Here is a 13559-nt window from a genome sequence, read left to right on the forward strand (position 1 = left end):
CGCGACCCGTTGCGGTCCGCTACATCCAGCTTGCCGCACAACCGAGTCCGGTTCAGGGGATCCGGTCACCTTTTGTTACCCAACCGCTAGCCCGGCGTGACCATCTCCGTTCCGCGCCTGCGCATTCGGCGTCCGGCATAGCGATGGGCTATCAAAGATCCGGCCGCCGCACTCGCCGCACCGAACCCGGCCGCGGCGGCTACGCTGCGCAGATGGCCACCGAATACACCTCTGTATCGTCACCGCTGCGCGCTGCGCGCGTGGCCAATTCGGTGGCCTTCGCGGTACAGGGCTTCTTCCTCGCGGTGGTACTCACCGAATTGCCGCAGGAGAAGGAGCGGTTCCATCTCACCGATACCCTGATCCTGGTCGCGGTCGTGCTGATCTCCCTGCTGGCGGCGGCGGGCAGTGTGGTCGCCGAGCATCTGGCGGTGCGGTGGTCGAGCCGGGCGGCGCTGCGAATCGGATTGGGCCTCATCGCCGTCACCGGTCTCGGCGCCGCGGTGTCGCCGAACACCGGCGTGCTGTTCGCCGCGCTCGGCGGTTACGGCGTGGCCGTCGGCATCGTCGACGCCAGTACGAATATGCAGGCGGTGTTCATCCAGCACGGGTACGGCAGGATCGTGCTCTCGTCGTTCTACGGCGCCTGGAGCGCCGGCTCGATCCTCGGGGCGCTGTTCGTGTCCGGCTGCGAGAAGCTGCATGTCACGCTCGGGGAGGCGCTGGCCACGGCCGCGATCGTGGTCCTGGTCGCCGGGCAGGGGTTCGGTTCGCGGCTGCTCGGCACCCGGCAGGCGGAATCCGAACCCGGTGAGCAGGGCCGGGCGGGCATCCTGCCGCTGCGCGCCTATTTCGTGTTCGGCGTGGCGATGGCGCTGGTCTTCGCGGTCGACCTGGCCGTGGGCAACTGGTCGGCGCTGTATCTGAAGGACGATCTGGCCTCGACCTCGGCGACGGCCGCGCTCGCGCTGGCCGCGTATCAGGGCGCGTCGCTGATCACCCGGCTCACCGGCGATCTGTGGGTGCGGAGATTCGGCCCGCGCGCGGTCGTGCGGGTGTCGGCGGTGGTCGGCGCGGTCGGCCTGGCGGTGGTCGTCGCGGCGCCGGGACCGATCACGGCCCTGATCGGATTCCTGATCGCCGGAATCGGATTGCCGGTGATCGCGCCGCTGTGCTTCAGCGAGGTCGGGGAACTCACCGGCGGACGCGGCCTGGACGCGGTGATCGCGCGGCTGAATCTGTTCAACTACGCGGGCACGCTGGTCGGCGGCGGTGTGGTGGGCGGGCTCGCGGACGCCACGACACGCCGGGCCGGCTTCGCGATTCCCCTGGTCTTCGCGGTGATCCTGATCTTCGCCGCGCGCTTCTTCCATGCCCGTGCCACCGTCGCGCCGCAGGTGGACGCCGCGGAGTAGCTGGGTCTCGACCCTGTTTCAGGGGTATCGAGATGGTTGACCTGCCTCCGGCCGCCCACCAGACTCGGACGTGCTCTGAGCTCGATCCGATCTATTCCCACTCCGACGGGCACGGAAGGAATTCGTATGAGCTCCACTGGCATGGCACGCACCACCCTGGCGGTCGTCGCGACCGCCGCACTGTTGGCGCTGGCCCCCACGGTGGCCGCCGCCGACCCGGCGAATCCCGGCGCCGGTTCCGATCCGGGGACGAGCGCGGGCATGGACGGCGCCCCGGCCGCGAACCCGAACACCGCGCCGGGCGCACGCACGGACAGCGCACCGGGAGCCGACTCGAACACGGCACCGGGAGCGAACTCGAACAGCGCGCCCGGCGCGAATTCGAACAGCACACCGGGTGCGAACTCGGACAACGCGCCGGGCATGAGCTCACGCACGGCCCCCGGGGCCGGCTCGGACAACGCGTCGGGGACCACCTCCGGCACGAACACCGGCAATACCGCGCGGTCCGCGCCGGGCTCGACCTCGGACGGCTCGGCCAACTCCGACGGCACCAACTCGGGGACCGCACCGGGAGCCAATCAGGGGACAACGCCGGGCGCCGGTCCGGGCAACGCGCCGGGAGCAAATCAGGGCACGGCACCGGGCGCGAACCAGGGCACCGCGCCGAACTCGAACTCGGACAGCACACCCGGCGCGAACCCGGGTGCCAGCTTCGGCGCGAACTCGGGAGCCAACGGCGGCTTCGGCGCGCAGTTCACGCTGCCGAGCTTCCTGACCCCGTTCGGCGCCGCGCCGGACTCCTCGCGCTGACCCGGGCGGGCACACTCGCTCCCGGGTCGTACAAGCGCAACGGCCGCATCGGCATTGATCGCCGATGCGGCCGTTGTGTATCCCGGCGCCCGTGCGCCGGCGAGATCACTTGCCGCGGTTCATGACCCGTTCGGCCGCCACCCAGTGCGCGTCGGCCACCCACAGCCGGGCGAACGCCTCGACCGCCTCGGCGGGCGGCACCCCGCCGACCACGCGCTTGATCGACATGGCCGAATCGGTGGCCAGCGAGCGGGCCAGCGACCGCCAGCCCTCCTCGAACGACTCGCGCGGGAACACCCGATCGAGCAACCCGAACCGCTGCGCCTCGGCCGCCTCCAGGATGGTGCCCGCACCGGCGAGCATGATCGCCCGCCCGCGGCCGACCAGGGCCGCCAGCCGCTCGGCGCCGCCCCACGCGGGCATGATCGCCAGCGCGGCCTGATTGAAGCCGATCTTGATGTCGTCGGCCGCCACCCGGATGTCGGCCGCGACCGCGAATTCCGCACCGCCGCCGAGCGCGTGCCCGTTGAGCGCCGCGATCACCGGCGCCGGGAACTCCGCGATGCGGTCGCAGATCAGGCGCATCCGCCAGGCCATCTCCTCGGCGCCCTCGAGGGTCCGGATCTCGGCCAGCTGCTTGAGGTCACCGCCGGACACGAACGCGCGATCCCCCGCGCCGCGCAGGACCAGCGCCCGCGCCCCCGCCGCGCCGTCGAGAGCCTTCTCCAGCTCGTCCATGGTGGTCTGGGCGATGGCGTTGCGGGCCTGCGGCCGGTCGATGGTGATGACCGCCAGCCCGTTGTCCAGCTCCAACTCGACGTCCGCCATGCAGTGTCTCCCGGTCTCCCGCTTGTCGCTCACCCCGCCCGGAATGCCCTCCGGATGCGGTCCGGCGAAATCAATTCTCAGAACTGGATACTGAGCTTCTACTGTGATGAGAATATTACTCTATGCGAACGATCCCCGAAGAACTGGCCGCGAAGTACGTAGCGGAGGGGTGGTGGACCTCCGACACGCTGGGTGACCTGCTGGCCGCCGGTCTCGCGGCCACGCCGGACAACGTGTTCGAGGTGCACTCCGACACCCGGCCCTATCAGGGGACCTATCGCGACGTGGAGCTCGTGGCCCGTCGCCTGGCGGCCGGCCTGCACGCGCGGGGCGTCGGTCCCGGCGACGTGGTGGTGTTCCAGCTGCCGAACTGGATGGAGGCCGCCGCCTCGTTCTGGGCCGCGGCGATGCTGGGCACGGTGATCGTCCCGATCGTGCACATCTACGGGCGCAAAGAGGTCTCCTACATCCTGGAGACGGTCAAGCCGAAGGTGTTCCTGCGCGCGGAGAGCTTCGGCAACCGGGTCTACGACGAGGACCTCGACGCCGGCGTGCCGATCGTCGGCGTGGTCGGCCGCGATTTCGACGACCTGCTGGCCGACGAGCCGATGTCCGGTGTGCTGCACACCGATCCGGCCGGTCCCGCGGTGATCGCCTTCACCTCCGGCACCACGAGCAATCCGAAGGGCGTGGTGCACAGCCACCAGACCCTCGGCTTCGAGACCTTCCAGCTGGCCGAGCGCTATCCCGACGACTTCGACCGGCAGCTCACCGGCGCACCGGTCGGCCACTTCATCGGCATGCTCAACGCGCTGCTCATCCCGGTCCGCCGCGGCTGGCCGATCCATCTGCTGGATGTCTGGAATCCCGGCCGCGTGCTGGAACTGATGAGCACCCACAACGTCATCGTCGGCGGCGGCGTGCCGTACTACATGACCAGCCTGCTGGATCACCCCGACTTCACCCGCGACCATCTGGTCAACATGAAATACGCGGGCATGGGCGGCGCGGCGGTCCCGGTCGCGGTCACCGAACGCCTCACCGAGCTGGGCATCACGGTGTTCCGCGCCTACGGCACCACGGAACACCCCTCGATCACCGCCTCCTGGTACACCGCCCCGGCGGCGAAGCGCCTCTACACCGACGGCAACGTGTCCACCGGCGTGGAGATCCGGCTGTCCGAGGAGGGCGAGATCATCAGCCGGGGCCCGGACCTGTGCCTGGGCTACATCGACGACGAGCTGACCGCGAAGATGTTCGACGACGAGGGGTGGTACCACACCGGCGACATCGGCGTCCTGGACGAGGACGGTTATCTCACCATCACCGACCGCAAATCGGATGTGATCATCCGCGGCGGCGAGAACATCAGCGCCCTCGAGGTCGAGGAAGCCCTGCTCGGCATGCCCGGCATCGCCGAGGTCGCGGTGGTCTCCGCCCCGGACGCCCGCTTGGGCGAACACGCCGCCGCGGTGATCCGCCTACTCCCCGGCGCCGACCTCCCGACCCTGGACCAGGTCCGCGAACACTTCGCGAACAAGGGCCTGGCCAAACAGAAGTGGCCCGAGGAGATCCTCGCGGTGGACGACTTCCCCCGCACCGCCAGCGGCAAGATCCAGAAGTTCCGCATCCGCGAAACCCTCCGAAACCGCTGACCCACGTGCGGCGTACCCCATTTGTTCGCGGCCCGTCTCGGTCCTGGACTGACGGAGGGAGGGAGCGCAGCGACTGACCGGAGGAGGGAAGGACCGAGACTCAGGGGCCGCGAACCCGCCGGAGCGAAGCGGAGGCCAAAGATACTTGCACGCCTTCCCATATTGAGAATAGGATTCTCAATTGAAGCAAAGGAGGATCTCATGACCGCAGCGCCGACGTTGCCGTATCCGCTGTTCGACGCGGACAATCACCTCTACGAGACCGAAGAGTCGCTGACCAAGTTCCTGCCGGATCAGTACAAGAACGCGATCCAGTACGTCCAGGTCAACGGCCGCACCAAGATCGCGGTCCGGGGTGTCATCAGTGACTACATCCCCAACCCGACCTTCTCGGTCGTCGCCGCCCCCGGCGCCATGGAGGAGTACTTCAAGAACGGCAACCCGGAGGGAAAGAGCCGCCGCGAGATCTTCGGCGCGGCGATCAAGGCCCCCGCGGCGTTCCGTGAGCCGGGCCCGCGCCTGGCGCTGATGGACGAGCTGGGCGTGCAGCGCACCCTGATGTTCCCGACGCTGGCCAGCCTCGTCGAGGAGCGCATGCGCGACGATCCGAAGCTGATCCACGTCGTCGTGCACGCGCTCAACGAGTGGCTGCTCGACACCTGGAAGTTCAACTACGAGGACCGGATCTTCACCACCCCGGTCATCTCGCTGCCGATCCTCGACAAGGCGATCGAGGAGCTGGACTGGGTGGTCGCCAACGGCGCCAAGGCGATCCTGGTCCGCCCGGCCCCCGTGCCCGGCTTCGAGGGCCCGCGCTCGTTCGCGATGCCCGAGTTCGATCCGTTCTGGGAGCGGGTCGTCCACCACGACATCCTGGTCGCGATGCACTCCTCCGACTCCGGTTACGCGCGTTTCGACGCCGAATGGGAGGGCACCAACTCGGAGATGCTGCCGTTCCAGACCAACACCTTCCGCATGGTCAACGAGTGGCGGCCGGTGCAGGACACGGTCGCGTCGTGGGTCTGCCACGGTGCGCTGTTCCGCCACCCGAAGCTGAAGATCGCGGTCATCGAGAACGGCTCGTCCTGGCTGAAGCCGCTGCTCGACATCCTCGCCGACGTCTACAAGAAGGCGCCCGAGGGCTTCGGCATGCAGGATCCGGTCGCGGCCATCAAGAAGAGCATCCACGTCAGCCCCTTCTACGAGGAGGGCGTGACCGACCTGATCGACCTGATCGGCGTCGACCGCGTGCTGTTCGGCTCCGACTATCCGCACCCGGAGGGCCTGGCCCAGCCGACCCATTTCGCCGACATGCTCCAGCACCTGCCCGTCGAGGATCAGGCGAAGATCATGGGCGGCAACCTGGCTCGACTGCTCGGCCTGTAGTCCGATCCGGCCGGGGGCAGCGACGACGCTGAGGGAGACGAGAGCATGACAGCATGGGAGACCATCCCCGGGATGGTCCTCAGCTCCGCCGACCGCTTCGGTGACGCCGAAGCGGTCGTGGACGGCCCGGTGCGGCTGAGCTTCACCGAACTGGTGGATCGCATCCGCCGGGCCGCGGGGGCCTACGCGGCCGCCGGCATCGACCGGGGTGATCGCGTGGCGCTGTGGGCGCCGAATTCCGTCGAATGGATCGTCGCCGCCTTCGGCCTGCACGTCGCGGGCGGGATGCTGGTACCGGTGAACACCCGGTTCCGGGCCGAGGAGGCCGCCGACGTGATCCGCCGCAGTGGCGCGAAAGCGGTACTGGTGCAACAGGGTTTCCTGGGTCAGGAGTACGTGACGCCGGCCGGGGTGCCGGTGTTCGACCTGAAATCGGACTTCCTGGCCTCCGGATCGCCGTTCGAGCGCCTCAACGCGGGCACCGACACCGCCGACATCATCTACACCTCGGGCACCACCGGGCGCCCGAAGGGCGTGATGATGAACCATCTGCAGACCCTGCGCCTCTACGCGGAATGGTGTGACCTCGCCGATCTGCGCGAGGGCGACCGGTACCTGCTGGTGAACCCGTTCTTCCACACCTTCGGGTACAAGGCGGGACTGGTCAGCTCGTTCATCCGCGGCGCGACCATGCTGCCGGTCCCGGTGTTCGACGTGAACACCGTGCTGGAGCTGATCGAGCGCGAGCGGATCACGATGCTGCCGGGGCCGCCGACGCTCTACCACTCGCTGCTCGAGGCCGCCGCCGCGGGCACGCACGACCTGTCGACGCTGCGCGCGGCCGTCACCGGCGCCGCCGACATCCCGGTGGAACTGATCCGCCGGGTGCGCAGCGAACTGCCGTTCCGGTCGATCATGACCGGATACGGGCTCACCGAGGCCGGCACCGCGACCGCGTCCCGGCCCGGGGACACCTTCGAGCAGATCGCCACCACCGTCGGCACCCCCTGCGATGGCGTGGAGGTCGGCATCGCCGACGACGGCGAGGTGCTCGTCCGCGGCTACAGCGTGATGCAGGGCTATCTCGACGACCCGGCGGCCACCGCCGAGGCCGTCGACGCCGACGGCTGGCTGCACACCGGCGACCTGGGCAGCCGCGACGACGACGGGCACATCCGGATCATCGGCCGCAAGAAGGACATGTTCATCGTCGGCGGCTTCAACGCCTACCCGGCGGAGATCGAGGGCTTCCTGCTGGAACATCCGGCGGTCGCGCAGGCCGCCGTGATCGGCGTACCCGACGACCGGCTCGGTCAGGTCGGCAAGGCGTTCGTCGTCGCGAAGGCCGCCCTCACACCCGAGGAACTGATCACCTGGAGCCGGGAGCGCATGGCCGGGTACAAGGTACCCAGATACGTCGAACTGCTCGGCGAACTGCCGCTCAATGCCACCGGAAAGGTGATGAAAGACCAACTGCGGTAACGCTTTCCACCTGGATCGCCGCCCCGGGCCCGGTAACCCGATACGCAACCCCACCGGGTTCGCGGGCGGCAGGCGTCACCGGAGTTGAGCGCGGGACGGGGTCCGAGGCCCTTGTCGGCCACCGACGACCCCGTCCCCGCGCCGTATCCGCGTAGCCGAACCGGCTCGGCGGCGACATCCCTACAATCGACTCGTGAGCAGCATGATCGGCCGACTCGAGGACGGCGGTCTGGACATCGATCCGGCCGGTGTGCCGGACCGGCCGCTGGTCGTGGTGGATCTGGATCGGTACGCCACCGAACCACCCGAGACGATCGCCGCCGTCGCCGACCGGATCGAACGCGCGCTCCCGCTGGTGGTGGGCGTCCTGCGCGGCCCCGCGAGCGCGCGGCTGCGGCCCCTGCTGGCCGCGGCCACGCTCACCCTCACCGATCGCCACGCGTCGGCGCTGTGGCCGCAGATGGTCGCGGTCGGCGACCTGGACGCGGCCCTGGCCGACCTGCACGCCGCCACCGCCTACTCCCCCCGCGCGGCGATCGCCTGCGGGCAGTTGCTGCGGCAGACCGTCCGCCTGCCCACCACGCCCGCGCTGGCCGCCGAGGCGGCGGTCTACTCGATGCTGCTCGGCGGCTCCGAATTCGCCCGCTGGCTGGCCGAGCGCGGTCCCGCCCGCGAGGTCCGTTGGCCGGACACGGATCTGGTCCGGCTGGAGCGCGCGGACGACCGGCTCGACATCATCCTGGACCACCCGCAGCGCCGCAACGCGCTCAGCATGCGGCTGCGCGAGCAGTTGCTCGCGGCCCTCACGGTGGCCGATTCGGACCCGACGATCGGCTCGGTCACCCTGTGCGGCGCCGGGCCCGCCTTCTGCAGCGGCGGTGATCTCGACGAGTTCGGTACCGCCACCGATCTGGTCGCCGCCTATCTGGTCCGCCTGGATCGGGCGCCGTGGCGGATCATCGACAGTCTGGCCGACCGCGTCACCGTCCGGGTGCACGGCCCCTGCATCGGCGCGGGCGCGGAGATGTCGGCCTTCGCCGGCACCGTGCTCGCGGCCCCCGGGACCGTCTTCCAACTGCCCGAGATCCGCATGGGCCTGGTGCCCGGCGCCGGTGGCACCGTGAGCATCCCGCGTCGCGTCGGCCGCTGGCGCGCCGCCTGGCTCATGCTCAGCGGCGCCGCGCTACCGGTCGGCACCGCACTGCGCTGGGGCCTGGTGGACCGCCTCGAGGATTGATGCGTTCGGCGCGAAAGACGCGATACCCCTTGATATCAGCGCGCTTCACGAACCGGCACGCGCCGCGTGCCCGGATCGGCGGGCGGACATCAGGAGGACGGAAACCATGGCAGGACAAGCACTTCGGCGGGACAAACTCGTCCGCGAACTCACCAACGGCGTCGCGATCGTGGTCGGCGTCGCGGCGGCGTGCGGCGCGATCGGCGCCTGGCAGCACGGACTGTGGCCGCTGGTCGTGTTGTGCGCCTTCCTCTTCGTGGCCTGCGTCCCGATCCTCGTCCGCGCGCTGCTCGACGAGCTCCGCGACTGGGCGCTGCTCGCCCTGCTCGTCGTCTCCCTGCCGCTGCTGCTGTTCCCGAGCGGCCGGCGCCGCTGGAGCCGCATGTGGACGGCCCGGTCGAAGGCGGAACCGGCGGCCCCGGCCCGGGTGTGAGCACCGGCCGGGATCAGGTGGTCTCGCTCGGCCGATCGGTGCGCAGGGCGGAGGCGGCGGCGGCCCGGGAGCGCACACCGAGTTTGGTGCGGGCGTTGGCCACGTGGCGATGGACGGTGTGGGGACTCAGGGTGAGGCGTTCGCTGATCTGGGCGTCGGTGAGGCCCTCGGCGACCAGGCGGAGGATCTCCCGCTCGCGGTCGGTGAGCGCCTCGGGGCCCGGTACGGCGGGGCGGGATCGGACGGGGTGGCCGAGGGCGCGGAGGGTGGCCTCGGCCACGGCGGTGGCGTCGCCGCGCCACGGAAAGTGGTTCTCGCCACGCAGTTCCACGAAGGTGGCGCGGCGGATGCGGCGCGCGACGTCGACGCCGAGCGCGAAGGGAACGGCGCGGTCCTCCCGGCGATGCAGCACCGTCGTGGGCGCGGTGACGGCCGTGAGGTAGTCGGTGGCGTCGAATTCGTAGGTGGCGGCCAGCGATCTCGCGGCCTGGTCGGCGGTCGCGGACAGGCGCTGGAACTGGGCGAAACGCTCACGCTCGGTGTGGTCGGCGCCCGGGACGAAGACATCGGCGAGCAGTCGCGAGCCCAGGCCCCAGTGGGCGGAGATGGTGTTCACCATGGCCCGGCGCGCGCTCTCCGGCGCGATGTCGGCGCCCCGGGCGAAGGCGCCGTAGAGCACGAGGCGGTGCACGCGGTCGGGCAGGCGGGCGGCGAGGCCCGCGGCGACCGCGCCGCCCGAGGAGGCGCCGAGGACGGCCAGCCGCTCGACGCCGAGCGTGTCGAGCAGGTCCGTCACCACCGCGATCTCGTCGTGCAGATCGATCGTGGTGTCGGCGGAACCGGACATGCCGCGGCCGGGCTGGTCGTAGCGGAGGACGGTGAAGCGGGTGGCCAGTCCGGACAGATAGGCCCGGAACAGCGGATCCTCCCAGTTCAGGGCCAGGTGGCTGCACCACCAGCCGCCGACCAGCAGCGCCGGGCCGCTGCCCACCGCGGAGTAGGCGACGTCACCGCCGCCGGTCCGCACATGGCGGACGACCTGATCCTCGACCCGCAACACGATGTCACCTCGCACAGTTTCCACGACCAGAGGTAATCGCGAGCGGCGTCGCCCGCGTATCACCCGTTCCGGCTATCCATGATGGCCGGAAACGGCCATGACGGGGTATATCGCGAGGCGTCAGACTCACGGTCATGACCACCGCAACCTTCGGCCAGCGCCTCTTCGCTCGCTGGTATCCCGGTTTCATGGCCCGCGTCGAGCGGGCCGGGCAGGCCGAGATGCGCCGCGCGCAACTCGCCCGCGCACACGGCCGCACCCTCGAGATCGGCGCCGGCAACGGCCTGTCCGTCCCGCACTACCCCGACGATCTGCCCGAACTGGTTCTGCTCGAACCGAATCCGGCGATGCGCGACCGGCTGACGGAGCTGGTCGGCACACCGGCGGTGCCGGTCACCATCGTGGACGGCGACGCCCACGCGCTGCGATTCCCGGACGCGAGTTTCGACACCGTCACCGCGTCCCTGGTGTTCTGCTCGGTACGCGATCCGGCCCTCGCCCTGCGCGAGGTACACCGGGTGCTGAAACCCGGCGGGCGGTTCCTGTTCCACGAACACGTCCGGGGCACCGGAGTGCGCGCGGTCTTCCAGGACCTGCTCACCCCGGTGCAGCGCCGCCTCGCCGACGGCTGCCACGCCAATCGCGACTTCGAGTCACTGCTCGGCACAACCGATTTCGAGGTCGAGGCGATCGAGCACACCCGGATGCCGACCTCGGCGTCGACGATCGTGCCACTGGTCGTGGGCACCGCGCGCCGGGTGTAGCGGCCGCGTCAGCGCGGCACGGCCGACGCGGCCGCCCACTCGCCGAGCTCGAAACGCGTACCGGTGCGGCGGATCTCCACCGCCCCGGAGCCACCGAGGTGCGCCGGGATCACCAATTCCCTTCGGTCGGAGGCTTTTTCGAGGATGCGGCGACGGGTGACGGCAGCCCGCTCCGGATCGAGGCACAGGCAGCTGCTGCACGAGGGGTCGAGCAGCTGCAGCGGGCTGTGCACCAGGTCGCCGACGAAGATCGCCCGGTCCGCGCCGGATTCCAGGGTCAGTACCGAGGATCCCGGCGTGTGGCCGGGCGCGGACTCGAGGATCAGGTTGTCGTCGATGCGGTGGGAGCCGTCCCATCGCAGCGCCAGGCCCGCGCGGTGGATCGGGGCGACGCTGTCCTCGTAGAGGAGCCGGTCGTCGGGACGCCGACCGCCCGCGTAACCGCCCGCCGGACCGAAGTATTCGTCGTCCGCGGCCGGAATCAGATACTGCGCGTTGGGGAATGCCGGTACCCACTCGCCGCCGGCGTCCCGGGTGTTCCAGCCCACGTGGTCACCGTGCAGGTGCGTGTTGATCACGAGGTCGACCTCCCCGGGACGCACCCCGGCCCGCGCCAGGCGTTCGAGGAAGTCGCCCTCGCGCCGGTGGAACAGTGCGCGGCCGGGCCGTTCGCGGCCGTTGCCGACGCCGGTGTCGACCAGGATCGTGCGACCGGCACTGCGCAGCACCCAGGTCTGGATCGCCGCCACGACCAGCTCCGTGCCCGGTTCCCAATGGTCCGGCGCGAGCCAGCCGGCGTTGTCGCGCCAGGTCCGATCGGTGGTGCCGGGCAGCAGGTCGGGGCCGGGCATCAGCGGGCCCTGCCATTCGACGACCCGGAACATCTCGACATCGCCCAGCACGATGCTCTGCGAACTCTCCATGCCGTCGAGCCTAGGAACACGATGCGAGTCGATCAATGGGCCCGATACTCATGGAGATACGCGTTCTGCTCAATGGTGAGCGTATCGGTAATCTCGAGGCATGGATGTGCTGAGCGACGCGATCGCGGCCGTGCGCCTGGGGCAACCGTCGTCGAGCCGGTTGCACACCCGGCAGCGCGACTGGTGCACGCGGCTCGACCCGTATTCCGGCGCCGGGTTCCACATCGTCCTGCGCGGCAGTTGCTGGGTGCTGCCCGACGAGGGCGATCCGGTGCGCCTGGGCACCGGGGACGCGATCCTGTTGCCGCACGGGACCGGACATGTCCTCGCCGAGCGGCCCACGGCCGCCCCGGCCGTACCGTTCGAACAGTGGCGCGCCGAGCAGCCGGCCGGAACATCCTCGGGCACAGCGGAGTTCGAGGCCCTCTGCGGCAAGTATCGGTTGCACCGGCACGGGCAGCATCCCCTCGTCGCGGAACTGCCGACGATCATCCACCTACCGGCCCGGCTCGGCGATCACCCCGAACTCCGTTCCGCCATCGACCTTCTCGCGTCCGAGGCCGACCAGCGCCGCCCCGGTTCCTGTATCGCGGTGCCGAGCCTGCTCGATCTGCTGCTGGTCTACATGATCCGCGCGTGGATGAGCGAGAACCGCACGGGCACCTGGCCCGCGGCGCTCACCGACCCGGTCACCGCGGCCGCGCTGCGGGCGCTGCACACCGATCCGGGTGCGCCGTGGACCAACGACCGCCTGGCCGCCGAGATCGGCATCTCACGCGCCACCCTGACCCGGCGCTTCGCGGCGCTGGTGGGCCGGCCGCCGATGGGCTACCTGACCTGGTGGCGGCTGTCCCGGTCCGCCGCCCTGCTCCGCGACACCGCCGAGCCCCTGTCCGTGATCGCCGAGCAGGCCGGATACGCCACCGCCTACGCCTTCTCGCACGCGTTCAAGAAGCAGTTCGGCACCGCACCGGGCCGCTACCGCCACGATCACGGCGTGACCGGCTCGCCGGGGGGTTGAGGTCATGCCGAACTCCTCGACTCGTCACCCGATCCGGCCGCTACGCCGTAACCCCGACGTCGGAGGCGTATTTCGGCACGGCGGCCGATCGGTCCGGGGGTTCGGGAGCGACGGTAATCGCGTGCCGCGGCCGCCGAGCGGGTAACGTCGTTTCGGTCGGACCCGATCGCCGGTCGTCGAACCGGACCCGGTCGAGTCTCGGCCCTCGATCGCGGGCACCAGGCATCCGGTCGGGGCTACTCGCAAGGAGCCTTCATTGACCTCGGTCCGAAGCACCCCCCTCGCCGATACGGCACTCGCGTTCGCGGACGTCCGCGCCGCCGAGAAGGCAGCACACCTCGTGCGGAACGCGCTGGCCGCGAAAACGGTGGCCGTCCACGCGCAGGACGCCGCCGAGTGCGTGGAGCTGCTGGCCATGCTCGGCCTCGATCTGTCCGAATTGAAGTAGTCGGCGCAGGTCGAACCTCGACGGCCCGGAGGGCGACGGACGTCGCCGACCGGCGCCGTCGACGGTCCGTTTCCGTCCGGCGCGCCGAAGTATG

Annotated in this window: 13 protein-coding genes; 10 read left to right on the forward strand and 3 right to left on the reverse strand. The window is 70.3% G+C overall.

All coding sequences use genetic code 11. From position 1 onward, the window contains the following. The first annotated feature begins 212 nt into the window (after positions 1-212). Both NRB56_RS15660 and NRB56_RS15665 read left to right on the forward strand, forming a co-directional pair. On the forward strand, positions 213-1415 hold the full coding sequence (locus NRB56_RS15660; RefSeq protein WP_153342741.1) for an MFS transporter: 1203 nt from the start codon (positions 213-215) through the stop codon (positions 1413-1415). Between the two features lie 126 nt (positions 1416-1541). Next, on the forward strand, positions 1542-2228 hold the full coding sequence (locus tag NRB56_RS15665) for a hypothetical protein (RefSeq protein ID WP_153342743.1): 687 nt from the start codon (positions 1542-1544) through the stop codon (positions 2226-2228). Between the two features lie 105 nt (positions 2229-2333). On the opposite strand, the gene NRB56_RS15670 is transcribed toward NRB56_RS15665, so the two are convergent. After that, positions 2334-3056: an enoyl-CoA hydratase/isomerase family protein gene (locus NRB56_RS15670; RefSeq protein ID WP_153342745.1), complete on the reverse strand. Its 723-nt coding sequence runs from the start codon at positions 3054-3056 to the stop codon at positions 2334-2336. Between the two features lie 122 nt (positions 3057-3178). On the opposite strand from NRB56_RS15670, the gene NRB56_RS15675 reads away from it, so the two are divergent. The 5 genes from NRB56_RS15675 to NRB56_RS15695 all read left to right on the forward strand — a co-directional run bounded on the left by NRB56_RS15675 (position 3179) and on the right by NRB56_RS15695 (position 9249). Beyond that, on the forward strand, positions 3179-4711 hold the full coding sequence (locus NRB56_RS15675; protein ID WP_153342747.1) for an AMP-binding protein: 1533 nt from the start codon (positions 3179-3181) through the stop codon (positions 4709-4711). A gap of 201 nt (positions 4712-4912) precedes the next feature. After that, positions 4913-6097: an amidohydrolase family protein gene (locus tag NRB56_RS15680; protein ID WP_153342749.1), complete on the forward strand. Its 1185-nt coding sequence runs from the start codon at positions 4913-4915 to the stop codon at positions 6095-6097. A gap of 45 nt (positions 6098-6142) precedes the next feature. Beyond that, positions 6143-7579, forward strand: coding sequence for a FadD3 family acyl-CoA ligase (locus tag NRB56_RS15685; RefSeq protein ID WP_153342751.1), 1437 nt, complete (start codon positions 6143-6145; stop codon positions 7577-7579). A 202-nt stretch (positions 7580-7781) separates the two neighbouring features. Next, positions 7782-8816: an enoyl-CoA hydratase/isomerase family protein gene (locus tag NRB56_RS15690; protein ID WP_153343098.1), complete on the forward strand. Its 1035-nt coding sequence runs from the start codon at positions 7782-7784 to the stop codon at positions 8814-8816. Positions 8817-8922: 106 nt separating this feature from the next. Beyond that, the gene (locus NRB56_RS15695; protein WP_153342753.1) at positions 8923-9249 is read left to right on the forward strand and encodes a hypothetical protein; all 327 of its coding nucleotides are present in this window, start codon (positions 8923-8925) and stop codon (positions 9247-9249) included. Between the two features lie 13 nt (positions 9250-9262). On the opposite strand, the gene NRB56_RS15700 is transcribed toward NRB56_RS15695, so the two are convergent. After that, positions 9263-10333, reverse strand: a complete 1071-nt coding sequence (locus tag NRB56_RS15700) for an alpha/beta fold hydrolase (RefSeq protein ID WP_319943051.1) — start codon at positions 10331-10333, stop codon at positions 9263-9265. 110 nt (positions 10334-10443) lie between these two features. Between NRB56_RS15700 and NRB56_RS15705 the strand changes: the two genes are divergently transcribed. Further along, entirely contained in the window at positions 10444-11073 is a 630-nt protein-coding gene (locus tag NRB56_RS15705; protein ID WP_153342755.1) for a class I SAM-dependent methyltransferase, read from the forward strand. Between the two features lie 8 nt (positions 11074-11081). On the opposite strand, the gene NRB56_RS15710 is transcribed toward NRB56_RS15705, so the two are convergent. Next, a complete protein-coding gene (locus NRB56_RS15710; RefSeq protein ID WP_153342757.1) occupies positions 11082-11996 on the reverse strand; it encodes an MBL fold metallo-hydrolase in 915 nt (304 codons plus the stop codon). 100 nt (positions 11997-12096) lie between these two features. On the opposite strand from NRB56_RS15710, the gene NRB56_RS15715 reads away from it, so the two are divergent. Both NRB56_RS15715 and NRB56_RS15720 read left to right on the forward strand, forming a co-directional pair. Then, positions 12097-13017 (forward strand): AraC family transcriptional regulator, encoded by a 921-nt coding sequence (locus tag NRB56_RS15715; protein WP_153342759.1) that lies wholly within the window; start codon positions 12097-12099, stop codon positions 13015-13017. A gap of 256 nt (positions 13018-13273) precedes the next feature. Continuing rightward, positions 13274-13465 carry a hypothetical protein gene (locus NRB56_RS15720; RefSeq protein WP_153342761.1) on the forward strand — a complete coding sequence of 64 codons (192 nt, stop codon included), beginning with the start codon at positions 13274-13276 and terminating at the stop codon, positions 13463-13465. Positions 13466-13559 lie beyond the last annotated feature (94 nt).

It is taken from the genome of Nocardia aurantia (assembly GCF_009604425.1).
GTDB lineage: Bacteria > Actinomycetota > Actinomycetes > Mycobacteriales > Mycobacteriaceae > Nocardia > Nocardia aurantia.

Excerpts from the sequence above, each read along its gene's own strand:
- NRB56_RS15660 (WP_153342741.1), top strand. The coding sequence starts at position 213 with ATGGCCACCGAATACACCTCTGTATCGTCACCGCTGCGCGCTGCGCGC.
- NRB56_RS15665 (WP_153342743.1), top strand. The coding sequence starts at position 1,542 with ATGAGCTCCACTGGCATGGCACGCACCACCCTGGCGGTCGTCGCGACC.
- NRB56_RS15670 (WP_153342745.1), bottom strand. The coding sequence starts at position 3,056 with ATGGCGGACGTCGAGTTGGAGCTGGACAACGGGCTGGCGGTCATCACC.
- NRB56_RS15675 (WP_153342747.1), top strand. The coding sequence starts at position 3,179 with ATGCGAACGATCCCCGAAGAACTGGCCGCGAAGTACGTAGCGGAGGGG.
- NRB56_RS15680 (WP_153342749.1), top strand. The coding sequence starts at position 4,913 with ATGACCGCAGCGCCGACGTTGCCGTATCCGCTGTTCGACGCGGACAAT.
- NRB56_RS15685 (WP_153342751.1), top strand. The coding sequence starts at position 6,143 with ATGACAGCATGGGAGACCATCCCCGGGATGGTCCTCAGCTCCGCCGAC.
- NRB56_RS15690 (WP_153343098.1), top strand. The coding sequence starts at position 7,782 with ATGATCGGCCGACTCGAGGACGGCGGTCTGGACATCGATCCGGCCGGT.
- NRB56_RS15695 (WP_153342753.1), top strand. The coding sequence starts at position 8,923 with ATGGCAGGACAAGCACTTCGGCGGGACAAACTCGTCCGCGAACTCACC.
- NRB56_RS15705 (WP_153342755.1), top strand. The coding sequence starts at position 10,444 with ATGACCACCGCAACCTTCGGCCAGCGCCTCTTCGCTCGCTGGTATCCC.
- NRB56_RS15710 (WP_153342757.1), bottom strand. The coding sequence starts at position 11,996 with ATGGAGAGTTCGCAGAGCATCGTGCTGGGCGATGTCGAGATGTTCCGG.
- NRB56_RS15715 (WP_153342759.1), top strand. The coding sequence starts at position 12,097 with ATGGATGTGCTGAGCGACGCGATCGCGGCCGTGCGCCTGGGGCAACCG.